The following is a 13053-nucleotide window of genomic DNA, read 5'->3' as shown; positions in this document are numbered from 1 at the left end:
CCCCTTCTATAGCCTCAGGCGCGGACGGGAAGGGGCAGGACGTCGCCCAGTTGCGCCTCGTACCAGTCGCGCGAGGCCCGCGCGGAAATGCCGGTCGCCCCGCAAAGCAGGTCGTGCGTCTGATCCGAGAACGTCCATATCCCGGCGGAGATGCCATCGGCACTTCTCAAGACTTCGGGCGGCCAGCCAAGACGTCGATAGATGCGCACCATCGGAAAGTCGAAAACGCCGACGGCATGGGACAACCCCATGCCCAGCCCCAGTTCGCTCGCCGCCAGCAAGAGCCGTCGCGTCACGGTGCCATCAGAGCTGGGCGACAAGCAAAAGCGGGTGCATTCCCAGATCAGCCGGTCGCGGATCGGCCGCCCGCCGGTCAGGTGCGGGAATACGTCGCGCAGCATCGTCGGACCTGTTGTCGGCAGAAACCGCAGCGACCCGGCATGGCCGCCCGTGGCGTCTTCGGCGATGACATACAGCGGATCGAGGGCGTCGAATTCATCCGTTTCCCAGCCCAGCGGGTCGACAATGACGTCCCAACCCATTCGATCGCGGAACTGGGCTGTCCTGTCGCGGAACATCGCGGATGACAGATCGCAGTGCTCGTCCAGTTGCGAGCCAAAGAGATAACGGATCATCGTGCGGTCCTTCCGGTCGTTGATGACGGAAGGGATTCAGCCCGAGCAGGTTAAAAGACGGTAAGCGGTCGGCAGCTCGGAAAATACGGAACGGCCCCGCGTACGGTATCACGGGTCACAGGCCGATCAGGCCGCGCGACAGGGCACTGGCGACGGCATGCGTGGTATTGAGCGCGCCCAGTTTGAACCGGGCGCTTTCGATATAGACCCGCAAGGTATGCTCGCTGATCTTCAGACGCTCCGCCGCCTGTGCGCGCGATCGCCCGGCGGCCAGAAGGGTCAACGCATCGGTTTCGCGTGGCGACAGCGACTGATGGGGGACATGACCCTCGCCCTCCAGCGCCAGCGCGCGTTCGTTGATGTAATGTGCGGCCAGCAACAGGTCGTGCATGTTCTGGCGGATGAACCGCCCCCAACTGTCATCCCCGGTCTTGTGATTGACGGTAAACAGCGCGAACTGCCCCGACGGCCCACGTATGGGCAGACTGACCCCCTGATTTCCAAGGCCGTTCGCCAACCCTTCGCCCAGAAGCGTCCGGGCCGGGCGACCCGACCAGTCGAGAGTCTTCCAGTCGATCGGCCTGAACCCGCGAAAGCAGGACAGGACAACGGGGTCTATGGTCTGAAAATTCTCGGCGACATAGGTATCGACCCATTCGGGCGCATAGGTCAGTGCGGCCCACTGCGCACCGCTGGATTTTACCGAATGGTAGACGAGATGTTCGACCTCATAGGCGTCGCGCAGGTCGAAAACGGTTTTTTGAAGATCGCAAAGACTGGTGGTTTTACCCAACCGCTCCAGCATGTCGTCCAGTTTCCGCGCCATCCGGCCCCGCCTGCGTTCCGGGCGACGGAGCGATTTCGAGGGCGGCCACGACGAGCGCCTCCTCCAGCTGATCTGCCAGAACAGGCATGGCATTGGCCCGAGCGAAACCGCGAAGATCGCCCAATACGTCGATGATCCATTCCTTCGACATCCGACATTCCTTTCACGGAGGTTAATGAATGATTAACCACAGCTTAGTCGGGGCAGATGACGTGGGGATATTCGCGGATTCCTCCTCCCCCGATCTGGTGGGGTGCCGGAGTGCAACACTCTGACCCTGCAAGCCCGCTGGAACGAAATACGAACATTTTGAACCCTGTCCTGGTGGTATTCGACAGAATCGGTTCGGTCAGGTGGACGGGCCTGCCTCGATCACGTCTTCCAGGGTTCGCAAACCTGTCACCGGAGCCTGAACCAGCACCGCCATGTTGCCGGGCTTATGTTCGTTGCGCCGCATTTTCATGTGAGCCTCGGGCAAATCCGACCATTCGAAACATTCGGACATGCAAGGGTCCAGCCGACGCTCCACCATCAGCTTGTTGGCCGCCGCCGCCTGCTTCAGGTGTGCGAAATGGCTGCCCTGTAACCGCTTCTGGTGCATCCACATGTAACGGACATCGAAAGTCAGGTTATATCCGGTCGTCCCGGCGCAGATCACGACCATTCCGCCTTTCTTGCAGACGAACGTCGATACCGGGAACGTCGCCTCACCGGGATGTTCGAACACCATATCGACGTTGTTGCCCTTGCCGGTGATGTCCCAGATCGCCTTGCCGAACTTTCGCGCCTCGGTGAACCAAGTGTTGTATTCGGGCGTATTGACAGTGGGCATCTGGCCCCAGCAATTGAAATCGTTGCGGTTCAGCACGCCCTTGGCACCCAGTCCCATGACGAAATCGCGCTTGCCCTCGTCGCTGATGACACCGATGGCATTGGCCCCGGCGGTATTGATCAGCTGAATGGCATAGCTGCCAAGCCCGCCCGACGCGCCCCAGACCAGAACGTTCTGGCCGGGCTTCAGGTCATGCGGTTCGTGCCCGAACAGCATCCGGTAGGCAGTGGCCAGTGTCAGGGTGTAACAGGCCGATTCCTCCCACGTCAGGTGCTTGGGGCGCGGCATCAACTGCTGCGATTGGACGCGGGTGAACTGGCTGAAGCTGCCGTCCGGCGTCTCGTATCCCCAGATCCGCTGCGAGGTCGAGAACATCGGGTCACCGCCGTTGCATTCCTCGTCGTCGCCGTCGTCCTGATTGCAGTGAACGACGACCTCGTCCCCGACCTTCCAGCGTTTCACCTTGTCACCGACCGCCCAGACGATGCCCGATGCGTCGGATCCGGCGATATGATACGGGGCCTTGTGGCCGTCGAACGGACTGATCGGGACACCGAGCGCGGCCCAGACACCGTTGTAATTCACGCCCGCGGCCATCACGAGGACCAGCACATCGTGGCTGTCCAAGGCGGGAACGTCCACGATTTCCTGTTGCATCGCCGTGTCGGGTTCGCCGTGACGTTCCTTGCGAATGGTCCAGGCATACATCTGCTTTGGCACATGGCCCATCGGGGGCATCTCGCCCATTTCGTAAAGATCCTTGGCCACCGCGTCATAGGTCGGCGGTGTAGCGTGCGTATCCAGAGCCATTTCGGTCATCTCCATCATGCCGCAGCGCGGAATTCTTCGCGCTGCATTGCAGTGAAAATAACAAGGTGCACGTAACTTTCCAACCCCGAAAAGTTCCTTCACGTAATTTTATGTCTCATTAACTTTCTGCATCGGCAAAGTATTCGCGTAGTAAGCAATCACCGGCAGCCAGTCCTCGGCGAGGACAATCCGATCACCGTCGAGTCGCAACGCCTTTCTAACCCCGAGCATTCGCAGCGCCACCATTGCCGTATCGCGAGCCTCGCGTTGGGCATAGTAGACGGCGCGGCCTTCTTCGCGCCAGTCTTCAGCCCGCGTCTCCAGATGCGCGGCCACCACGGCAACATCGCGGGCGCCTTTGGTCAATGCCTCGCAGACCAACGCCATCGGAAGCACCGGCAAAACTTCCCCGATCCGGTCAATCAGCGCATTGCCCAGGGCCGCAGCCGGATCGGCGTGGCCCTGCCAGAGAAAGCGATGCAACGAGAGCGGCCGCCCAAAGACGACGGCGGCATAGCCGAACCGCGTGAAACGTCCCGTCAGGCGCAGTTGCAAATGCCGCCACAGGTACCGCGCCACCATCCACCAGCGCAGGCGGAAACTGTGCGCCGTCTCGCCTCCGGCCACAATCAGGACGCGGTCTTCCAGGACACGTTCGTAGTTCACCGCAACCGGCACGAAGACGACATCCCGCGTGTCTTCCGGGTCATGGTCCGCAAGGATGTAGCTGAGAATGCCCAGCTTGGGCGCCTGCAATGCCCCGTCCCGCGACAATCGGCCTTCCGGGAAAACCGCCTGGGTCACGCCGTTGGCCGTGGCAAGTTGGACATACCGCGCCAGAACGCGACGATAGAGCGGATTCAAATTGCGCCGCCGCACGAAATACCCCCCCATTGCACGGATCAGCGGACCCAGGGGCCAGCGTCGGGCCCATTCGCCGACGGCGTAGGCCAGTGCGGTCTGGTGCGCGGCAAGCCATGTGACCAGCACATAATCCATGTTCGACCGGTGGTTCAGGACATAGATGACCGTCGCTTTCGGATCGATTCCAGCCAAGGCCTCGGCCTCGCCCGTGACACGCACACGGTAGAGTGACCGGGACAACCATCGGGCCAATCGGGTTGCCACGCCGAAATACAGCAACGCCGAAAACCCCGGCACAATCTCGCGCGCATAGCGGCGCGCGGTTTCGTAGGCGACGTCTTCGGGCATGTCCTGTTCGCGGGCATGATCGACGATCGCTTGCGCGACCTCGGGGTCATGGTTGAGCCGGTTGATCGTGTCCATGCGACGGGCCAGCTTGAACGGCTGAATCGGAACCTTGAGCCTTGTGTTCAACTGCGCGATCAGGCGTTCCGCCCGCTTGCGGAAGTACCATCGGACAGATGGAAACAGGAAGTGAGATGCGAACGTCACGGTCGCGAAGATGACCAGAAGGATGACAGCCCACAGTGGCAGTTCGACGGTGCGGAACATGTGCGAGCGGTCAGCCGAAACAGAGAATAATGGCGATCATATCACGGTGCATACCATGGTATTACCCGGGTCATACAGATTTGCGCACACAATATTGCCGCAGCGCGGCGAATTGACACTTGCCTGATATTCCCGATAATCGACCCACCAAGAAATATTGTTACCCATGAGGTTGCCGTGACGCAGAAAGATCGCCCCTGGCTGTTCCGTACCTATGCAGGTCATTCGACGGCGGAGAAATCGAACGCGCTGTACCGATCGAACCTCGCACGCGGGCAGACCGGATTGTCGGTGGCTTTCGATCTGCCCACGCAGACCGGATATGACAGCGACCATATTCTGGCGCGGGGCGAAGTCGGCAAGGTCGGCGTGCCGGTCGGGCACCTGGGCGATATGCGCGCTTTGTTCGCGGACATCCCGCTGGAGCAGATGAATACCTCGATGACGATCAACGCGACGGCACCGTGGTTGCTGGCGCTGTATGTCGCGGTGGCCGAGGAACAGGGCGCGGATATCGCCACGTTGCAGGGGACGGTTCAGAACGACATCGTCAAGGAATACCTGTCGCGGGGCACTTACGTCTTGCCGCCGAAGCCCTCGATGAAGCTGATCTCGGACGTTGCGGAATATTGTTATTCGGAAATTCCGAAATGGAACCCGATGAATGTCTGTTCCTATCACCTGCAAGAGGCAGGCGCGACTCCGCAGCAGGAACTGGCCTTCGCATTGGCGACGGCAACGGCGGTTCTGGATGAATTGCAGGATAAGGTTCCGGCCGGGGATTTCCCGAGACTGGTCGGGCGCATTTCATTCTTCGTGAATGCCGGTATCCGGTTTGTGACCGAGATGTGCAAGATGCGCGCCTTCGTCGAATTGTGGGACGAGATTTGTCGCGAGCGTTACGGAGTCGAGGACGCGACATACCGGCGGTTCCGCTATGGCGTTCAGGTCAATTCGCTGGGCCTGACGGAACAGCAACCGGAAAACAACGTCTATCGCATCCTGCTGGAAATGCTTGCCGTCACGCTATCGAAATCGGCACGGGCCCGCGCCGTTCAATTGCCCGCATGGAACGAAGCGCTGGGATTGCCGCGCCCCTGGGATCAGCAGTGGTCGCTGCGAATGCAGCAGGTTCTGGCCTATGAAACGGATCTTCTGGAATACGGAGACCTGTTCGACGGATCACCGGTCGTGGCGGCGAAGGTCGAAGCCCTGAAAACCGAGGCGCGGGCGGAATTGGCTATTCTGGATGGAATGGGCGGTGCGGTCGCGGCCATCGAATATATGAAATCGCGGCTGGTGGAATCAAATGCCGCGCGTCTGGGCGGCATCGAACGCGGCGAAACCACCGTGGTCGGCGTCAACGCCTGGACCGAAGGCGAGCCATCGCCGCTGGTGGGAGAGGACGGCGGCATCATGACAGTGGACCCGGCGGTCGAGGCCGATCAGATCGGGCGACTGAACGCCTGGCGCGAGGCCCGCGATGCCCATGCAGTCGAGGCGGCACTGGCCGCCCTGAGACAGGCTGCGCGGGACGGCACGAACATCATGCCGCCGTCGGTTGCGGCGGCGAAAGCGGGCGTGACGACCGGCGAATGGGCGGGCGTGATGCGCGCCGTTCATGGTGAATACAGGGGTCCGACGGGCGTGTCGGCGTCGCCATCGAATGCGGTCGAAGGACTGGACGAGTTGCGCGCCGCGGTCGATGCGGTCTCGGACCGGCTGGGTCGGCGTTTGACCTTCCTGATGGGAAAACCGGGACTGGATGGTCATTCCAACGGGGCCGAACAGATTGCCGTGCGGGCCCGCGATTGTGGAATGACGATCCGCTATGAAGGCATTCGCCTGACGCCCGAAGCAATTGTCAGCGCAGCAATTGATAATGGCGCGCATGTCGTCGGATTGTCGATCCTGTCGGGAAGCCATCTGCCCCTGGTCGAGGAATTAATGACACGAATGCGGGATGCCGGTCTGACCCACGTTCCCGTCATAGTGGGAGGCATCATTCCCGAGGAAGATGCAGATCGATTGCGCAGCCTTGGCGTATCCGCCGTCTATACCCCCAAGGATTTCGAGTTGAACCGGATCATGGCCGATATCGTCGCACTGGCAGACCCGTCGGGAATGGCGGCCGAATAGCAGTCATTGCAAATGAAATTGACAGCGGCTATTGCGGATTGGTGTCTGTGATAAAAAGGGGGAAATCATGAAGCTCGACAACATGAGCCGCGAAGAACTGCAGAGTCTTCAGAAGCAGGTTACTGTGGCGCTCAAGAATTATGACGAACGCAAGAAGCGGGAAGCCCAGTCCAAGCTGGAGGCGATGGCCAAGGAAATGGGCTATTCGCTGAACGACTTCGCTGGCGGGAAAAAGGGCAAGTCCGGGGGAGCCGCTCCGAAATACGTCCATCCGGAAAATCCGGGAAAGACCTGGTCGGGCCGCGGGCGTCAGCCGCAGTGGTTCAAGGATGCGCTTTCTAGCGGCAAGTCCGCCGAAGATATGGCGATCTAGACTTTCACTTCGGAATTCTGGGAAAAGGGACGCCGATCCGCGTCCCTTTTTCATATCCGAGGCCCCGTCATGACCCCCCACATTCGCGCCGGACGCGGACAGATTGCCGAAACCGTACTGATGCCGGGAGACCCGCTGCGCGCCAAATGGGCAGCGGAGACGTTTCTGGATAGCCCCGAACTGGTTAACGACGTGCGTGGGATGTTGGGGTTCACGGGGATGTGGCGCGGCAACAGGGTCACGATCCACGGGTCCGGGATGGGAATGCCCAGCCTGTCGATTTATGCCAATGAGCTGATCACGAAATACGGGGCCAGAACGCTGATCCGGATCGGGTCGGCCGGCGCGATGCAGCCCTATGTCAAGATCCGCGATGTCGTGCTGGCGCAGACCGCCAGCAGCCTCTCGACCCCGTCGCGCGGCATCCTGCGCGATATCAACTTTGCCCCCTGTGCCGACTTCGGCCTGCTGATGGCAGCGTATGCGGCAGCGCAGACCAAGGCGAACGATGTTCACGTGGGTGGCATCTATTCGTCGGACGTCTTTTATGACGAGCGGCCGGATCTGAACGAACAGATGACGCGACACGGTATTCTGGCCGTCGAGATGGAAGCGGCGGAACTGTACAGTCTTGCGGCCCGGCATGGATGCCGCGCCCTGGCCGTTCTAACGGTCAGCGATCATCTGCTCACGCAGGAGGCCCTGCCCGCGTCGGACCGCCAGTCATCCTTCGGAGACATGGTGGAGATCGCCCTGGAAGCGGCATTTGCCTGAACGGATCTGCGGCGCGGGTTAAAGATGGCCTCGGGCCGGTCGCGGGTCACGGGGGACGATGGCGGCGGTGTGCAGGCGATGCGCACAGACGTGCAGGACAGTGCAGACGTGAAAATGCCCCCGCCGGGACAGGCAGGGGCAGATGACGGTCCGATACGATGGCCTGCCTCAGATGACGATCTGATCCAGCGGCGGGAAGCCGTTGAAGCCGACAGACGAATAGGTCGTCGTGTAGGCGCCGCAGTTGCGGATGATGATCTTGTCCCCGGCCCTAAGGGTCACGGGCAATTGGATCGGGCGCTTTTCATAGAGCACGTCGGCGCTGTCGCAGGACGGGCCAGCCAGAACGCAGGCGCCGGTCTCGTCGCCATCACGGGATGTGACGAACTGATAGCGGATCGCTTCGTCCATGGTTTCGGCCAGACCCGAGAACTTGCCGATGTCCAGATAGACCCAGCGGTGCAGGTCGTCCTCGGACTTCTTCGACACAAGGATGACTTCGGCGGCAATGGCACCGCAATCGGCGACCATGCTGCGGCCCGGCTCGGCCATGATCTGGGGGACGTCGCCGAAGCGGTCGGCAATCAGACCCATCACCTCGGCGGCATAGGAAGTGGGGTGCTGGATATCTTCGCCATAGAAAGCAGGAAAACCGCCGCCGATGTTCAGCAGTTGCAGGCCAAAACCGGCCTCATTGGCGCGGTGCCAGATGGCGGCAACCTGATCGAGCGTGCCGGTCCACATGCGGGCCTGACGGGTCTGCGATCCGACGTGGAACGACAGGCCGAAGGGGATCAGGCCCAGGTCACGGGCGCGGCCCAGCAGCGTCATGACCTTGTCGGCGGCGCAACCGAACTTGCGCGACAGGGGCCAGTCCGCCTCTTCGTTGTCGACGATGACGCGGATGTAGACGCGGGTGCCGGGCGCATTTTCGGCGATCTTGTCCAGCTCTTCCTCGGCATCGGCGGCGAACAGGGTGACGCCGGCGTGATGGGCGAAACGGATGTCTGATGCCTTCTTGATGGTATTGCCGAAGGAGACGTGATCGACGTCGGCACCCTGACCCAGAACCAGCTCGATCTCGCCACGGGAGGCGGCATCGAAGCCCGAGCCAAGCCCGACCAGACGCTCGATGATGGCGGGATGGGGGTTAGCCTTGACGGCGTAATGGATGTGGGCACGACCGGTGCGGGTCATCAGGCCGTCAGAGAGAGCGTTGAATTGACGCTCGACCGCATCGACGTCCATGACCAGCGTCGGATGCGCGAAATCATGGGCGGCAATGTAGGACGCGACGCGCGAGGTGGCGAATTCGACGGCGGGTGTCGCGACGAAGGACGGACGGCCAAAGCCGGTTACTGCGTTCATGGTCATCTCCAATAGACCCGGCCATTTTGGGGGTTCCCCCAACTAAGACCGCTCACTTCCAAGGAGACGTTACCGTCGCTACGTAACCGTGCGTTAAGCCGTGCCAGAGGCGCGTGCGTTGGCGTCTATTCGGGCCATTTGGGGCCAAACCTGATTCGGGTCAATACGGAAAATTCAGAAAATTCGCCCTGTGCTTCAGCGGCCCGCGCAAACGCGGAACATTCGAAGCCACCGCGGGGTTCACCTGAAGACTGAAACGGAGAAAAACCTTATGTCCAGGACCCTGAAGCTGAGCCTTGCCCTTCCCTTGATCGCGCTGGTCGCAGGTTGCCAGACCGCTGCCAACAACCGCGTCGACACCACCGCCGAAATCGAAGCGACGACCGATACCGCCATTTCGGGCGATACGGTCACAAGCTCGACCGGGGCACAGGTTCAACCGTAAATTCCCTGAGCTTGTCGAAAGGGCCCGGTCATCCGAGGCCCCGTTCGGGGCGGGTCAGGCCGTGCCGCGCGCCGGATAGTCATTGTCGACGATGAAGCCGACCCCGGAGATCAGGTCGCCCATGCCCGGTCGGGCAAAGGGCACGGATTGCTGCCAATGGGCAAAGACGCTGCCGTCGGCACGCACCAGCGTCATGCCGGGTTCGCAGAAAATCTCGGGTTCGGTGCTGCCATTGCGGGCGCTGGAAATATATAGCCCCCATTCGCGCGCCGTGGCTTCCGTCAGGGCGTATCCTACGCGCAGGTCACCGAAATTCCACTCCGCCTCCTGCTTGCGGGCACGCTCCTCCTCGTCCATCGAAACTGCGACGACATCTACGCCCTTTTCAGCCAGTGCTTTCAGGTTCGGGACTACATCTGTTTCGATCTGCTTGCGGCAAATCGGGCAGTGCAGACCGCGATAGAAAATCACCAAGGTGAAGTTTTCGGGCGTTTCCCCGGTGAGGTTGAACCTGTCGCCAGACAGCAGCGGAAATCCAAGGGCGGGTGCCGGGGCGTTGATCCTGAGCATAGGGGGACCTTTCAATTGTGTTCCTGATCTCGTTTGTTCAGGCAATAGAGCGCCGCCGCCCATTCTTCACTCCCGCATACCGGCCAAGGGGAGGCTTCGCAGATGCACTCAGATCACGGAACAGTCAGACACCGGAATGGCCCGGCTTGCGCCGGGAGCCGTTTCAGTGCGGTTCAGGTTCAGAGCTGTCGCTCGACCATCATCTTCTTGATATTCTGGATCGCGCGCGCCGGGTTCAGACCCTTGGGGCAGGTCTTGGCGCAGTTCATGATCGTATGGCAGCGATACAGTTTGAACGGATCTTCCAGATCGTCCAGCCGCTCCCCGGTGGCCTCGTCGCGACTGTCGATGATCCAGCGATAGGCATGCAGAAGCGCTGCTGGTCCCAGATAGCGATCGCCGTTCCACCAATAAGACGGACAGGCGGTCGAACAGGATGCGCACATGATGCATTCATACAGACCGTCCAGCTTTTCACGATCTTCGATGGATTGGCGCCATTCCTTGGCAGGTGCATTCGACTTGGTTTCCAGCCACGGCATGACGCTGGCGTGCTGGGCATAGAAATGCGTCAGGTCGGGAATAAGGTCCTTGATGACCGGCAGGTGCGGCAGCGGATAGATTTTCACGTCGCCCTTCACCTCGTCGATGCCCCAGGTGCAGGCCAGCGTGTTCACACCGTCGATATTCATCGCGCAGGACCCGCAGATGCCTTCGCGGCAGGAGCGGCGGAAGGTCAGCGTCGGATCGACCTCGTTCTTGATCTTGATCAGCGCGTCCAGAACCATCGGTCCGCAGGTATCAAGGTCCACCCAATAGGTGTCGAGCCGCGGGTTTTTCCCATCCTCCGGGTTCCAGCGATAGATCTGGAACTTGCGCAGGTTGTCCGCGCCTTCGGGCTTGGGCCAGGTCTTGCCGACGGTGATCTTCGAGTTCTTGGGAAGGGTGAATTGGACCATGTCTCGGACCTCCTAGAGGGTGTTCAGCAACACCGGCAGACCTTCGGTCGCGATGCACCGGATCGTGTCGGGACGCTGGGCGATATCCAGCACAATGCGCGTGGCGGCGTCATTCGCGCCTGAACCGGCCAGGGTCGCCAGTTGCACGATTTCCCCGGCCGAGGCGTTGTCGATAATGCAGTTCGTCGCCGGTTCCAGCGGAATGCCGGGAAAGCGCGCCGCGATCACGGGGTTCACCGCAGATTTGGCCGCATCCCGCGCCAACGTATCGGCGATGGGCGACGTGCAGGCCGCCAAGAGCAAGGGAAGCGCCAGAAGCAGGTCAGGCCGCATTGCGAACCTCCGTTAACCAGTTGGTCGGATGGGTTTCATAACCGAGGGTCATCAGTGCGTCACCATGCCGCGCGGCATAGGCCTGTGCCACATCGCCCGGCAGCGCGTCGCGCCAGCCGGAATCGGTGCCCCCGGTGACATGCGCCTTGACCCGGTCGGCCCGCGCCTCGGGTGCGGCCAGCCCGCCGAACAGGGCGCTGTCCCAGAAAATACGCGCGCCTTGGGCCACCTCGACCTCGGGAAGACCCAGATTGCGCAGATGATCGCTGAAGCCACGGGTGTCATGGTCCTGCATCAGATCCTCGAACCGGGCTTCGATCGTATTGTCACGGGCGTAGTCCCACGCGGTCATCGCGGTCAGGGTCTCCGCATGTTTTTCGCCCATCTCGAACATCAGGCGGGCGCTGTCGTGGGGCAGTGCGTTCAGATGCTGCTGATAGGTCAATCCGTCCAGATCGGCGCGGGGGGTATGCAGGAATTCCTCGCCGCCCGCAGGCGCGGTGCGATGATATCGCATGCCGGACAACAGCACGTCGCGCGGGTCGCGGATCACATGCAGGATGCGCGCGTCGGGGCGGTCGAGGATGACCGGCGGAAATGCCGACGACCACTGGAACAGAAACACCCGGTCGGCGGCAGGGACCATGCCGTCACCACTGCCCGCAAAGACCTGATGCGACTCGATACCCAGCGCCTGCGCCAGTTTGCGGAACACGGTCCGCATCCACAGCGTCCCGGTCTTGTGGTGCGTGCCGATGCACAGGACGCGGGGGGCGATAAGGTCCATCAGCGACCTGCCCTGTCGGCGGTGCAGGTCAGCAGCGCCTCGATCTCGGCATCGCTCATCGCAGCGTCGGGGTCGGCGGCAACATCGGAACGCCCGATGGCCGTCAGGCAGGATGCCAGCCCGGGCTGGACCGACCCGTCGGCCACGGTGACCGGAGCTCCGCCCGTCGCGGCGTTACAGCCGGTCAAAACGATGCCGACCAGAAGGATCGCGGCGCGCGTCATGTCCGGCCTCATGTCCGGCCTCCGATGGAAACGCCGAAAGTCGTCGGCTCCGGGCGGCCTTCCATACGGCGGGCGATGCAGTCGGCGACGAACTCGGCTTCGGTCTGCGGGTTGAAGACACGGTTTGTGATCGTGATCGAACCAGTCCCGAAGGACCCCCGGTTGCTGACCCCCGCGCCCACGCTGCCCGAGATGCCGTCGGCCTGCGAAGCCTCGGCGCGGCACTGGCGGGCAGCCCGTTCCGGCGTCATCGGAACCGGTGCACAGGCTGTCGCGACCAGAGGCAGAAGAAAGAGCATGTGCCGGATCATCGGGGCAACGCCTCGCAGGCATCCAACCGCGACAGATCCGCGCTGGACGTGCGGATCGTATCGTTCTCCACGACCAACCCCTGATCGCGGGCGCAGTCGAGATAAGCCGCGCGCCTCGCCTCGGGCGTGTTGGGGACGCAGGCTGCAACGCTGGTCAAAGCGAAGGCCGCCGCGATGTGCCCTACGGTTGC

At 61.7% G+C, this 13053-nt stretch carries 17 protein-coding genes; 4 read left to right on the top strand and 13 right to left on the bottom strand.

Going from position 1 to position 13053, the window contains the following annotated elements; translation table 11 throughout:
• Positions 1 to 14 precede the first annotated feature (14 nt).
• The 5 genes from BMY38_RS04630 to BMY38_RS04610 form a co-directional block, all read right to left on the bottom strand.
• Positions 15 to 635 carry an acyl-homoserine-lactone synthase gene (locus BMY38_RS04630; protein WP_092760185.1) on the bottom strand — a complete coding sequence of 207 codons (621 nt, stop codon included), beginning with the start codon at positions 633 to 635 and terminating at the stop codon, positions 15 to 17.
• Between the two features lie 115 nt (positions 636 to 750).
• The gene (locus BMY38_RS04625; RefSeq protein ID WP_092760183.1) at positions 751 to 1461 is read right to left on the bottom strand and encodes a helix-turn-helix transcriptional regulator; all 711 of its coding nucleotides are present in this window, start codon (positions 1459 to 1461) and stop codon (positions 751 to 753) included.
• Positions 1421 to 1612 (bottom strand): hypothetical protein, encoded by a 192-nt coding sequence (locus BMY38_RS04620; RefSeq protein WP_092760181.1) that lies wholly within the window; start codon positions 1610 to 1612, stop codon positions 1421 to 1423. Before BMY38_RS04620 ends, BMY38_RS04625 begins: the two co-directional genes overlap by 41 nt.
• A gap of 198 nt (positions 1613 to 1810) precedes the next feature.
• Positions 1811 to 3103 (bottom strand): crotonyl-CoA carboxylase/reductase, encoded by a 1293-nt coding sequence (gene ccrA / locus BMY38_RS04615; protein ID WP_092761197.1) that lies wholly within the window; start codon positions 3101 to 3103, stop codon positions 1811 to 1813.
• Positions 3104 to 3211: 108 nt separating this feature from the next.
• Complete coding sequence (locus BMY38_RS04610; RefSeq protein ID WP_092760179.1) at positions 3212 to 4579, bottom strand: 1-acyl-sn-glycerol-3-phosphate acyltransferase; 1368 nt, start codon at positions 4577 to 4579, stop codon at positions 3212 to 3214.
• A gap of 177 nt (positions 4580 to 4756) precedes the next feature.
• On the opposite strand from BMY38_RS04610, the gene BMY38_RS04605 reads away from it, so the two are divergent.
• From BMY38_RS04605 to deoD, 3 genes are all read left to right on the top strand, one after another.
• Positions 4757 to 6718 (top strand): ethylmalonyl-CoA mutase, encoded by a 1962-nt coding sequence (locus BMY38_RS04605; protein ID WP_092760177.1) that lies wholly within the window; start codon positions 4757 to 4759, stop codon positions 6716 to 6718.
• A 67-nt stretch (positions 6719 to 6785) separates the two neighbouring features.
• Entirely contained in the window at positions 6786 to 7091 is a 306-nt protein-coding gene (locus BMY38_RS04600; RefSeq protein WP_092760175.1) for an H-NS histone family protein, read from the top strand.
• A gap of 69 nt (positions 7092 to 7160) precedes the next feature.
• Entirely contained in the window at positions 7161 to 7865 is a 705-nt protein-coding gene (deoD, locus tag BMY38_RS04595) for a purine-nucleoside phosphorylase (protein ID WP_092760173.1), read from the top strand.
• A 168-nt stretch (positions 7866 to 8033) separates the two neighbouring features.
• On the opposite strand, the gene BMY38_RS04590 is transcribed toward deoD, so the two are convergent.
• Entirely contained in the window at positions 8034 to 9239 is a 1206-nt protein-coding gene (locus BMY38_RS04590) for a type III PLP-dependent enzyme (RefSeq protein WP_092760171.1), read from the bottom strand.
• Between the two features lie 265 nt (positions 9240 to 9504).
• On the opposite strand from BMY38_RS04590, the gene BMY38_RS18040 reads away from it, so the two are divergent.
• A complete protein-coding gene (locus BMY38_RS18040) occupies positions 9505 to 9678 on the top strand; it encodes a hypothetical protein (protein ID WP_175495768.1) in 174 nt (57 codons plus the stop codon).
• A 54-nt stretch (positions 9679 to 9732) separates the two neighbouring features.
• Here BMY38_RS18040 and BMY38_RS04585 read toward each other — a convergent pair whose 3' ends face one another.
• The 7 genes from BMY38_RS04585 to BMY38_RS18035 all read right to left on the bottom strand — a co-directional run bounded on the left by BMY38_RS04585 (position 9733) and on the right by BMY38_RS18035 (position 13020).
• Positions 9733 to 10263, bottom strand: a complete 531-nt coding sequence (locus tag BMY38_RS04585; protein ID WP_217638779.1) for a redoxin family protein — start codon at positions 10261 to 10263, stop codon at positions 9733 to 9735.
• 164 nt (positions 10264 to 10427) lie between these two features.
• A complete protein-coding gene (locus BMY38_RS04580; RefSeq protein WP_092760167.1) occupies positions 10428 to 11207 on the bottom strand; it encodes a succinate dehydrogenase iron-sulfur subunit in 780 nt (259 codons plus the stop codon).
• Between the two features lie 12 nt (positions 11208 to 11219).
• A complete protein-coding gene (locus BMY38_RS04575; RefSeq protein WP_092760165.1) occupies positions 11220 to 11540 on the bottom strand; it encodes a hypothetical protein in 321 nt (106 codons plus the stop codon).
• Positions 11530 to 12327, bottom strand: coding sequence for a hypothetical protein (locus tag BMY38_RS04570; protein WP_092760163.1), 798 nt, complete (start codon positions 12325 to 12327; stop codon positions 11530 to 11532). The genes BMY38_RS04575 and BMY38_RS04570 overlap by 11 nt, the downstream gene beginning before the upstream one ends.
• A complete protein-coding gene (locus tag BMY38_RS04565; RefSeq protein ID WP_139204652.1) occupies positions 12327 to 12563 on the bottom strand; it encodes a hypothetical protein in 237 nt (78 codons plus the stop codon). Before BMY38_RS04565 ends, BMY38_RS04570 begins: the two co-directional genes overlap by 1 nt.
• Positions 12560 to 12850: a hypothetical protein gene (locus BMY38_RS04560; protein ID WP_092760159.1), complete on the bottom strand. Its 291-nt coding sequence runs from the start codon at positions 12848 to 12850 to the stop codon at positions 12560 to 12562. Before BMY38_RS04560 ends, BMY38_RS04565 begins: the two co-directional genes overlap by 4 nt.
• A gap of 8 nt (positions 12851 to 12858) precedes the next feature.
• Positions 12859 to 13020 (bottom strand): hypothetical protein, encoded by a 162-nt coding sequence (locus BMY38_RS18035; protein ID WP_175495767.1) that lies wholly within the window; start codon positions 13018 to 13020, stop codon positions 12859 to 12861.
• Between the last annotated feature and the right edge of the window lie 33 nt (positions 13021 to 13053).

It is taken from the genome of Jannaschia helgolandensis (assembly GCF_900109285.1).
In the GTDB taxonomy this organism is placed as follows: Bacteria; Pseudomonadota; Alphaproteobacteria; order Rhodobacterales; family Rhodobacteraceae; genus Jannaschia; species Jannaschia helgolandensis.
This window is presented reverse-complemented; position numbering and strand designations above follow the sequence as displayed.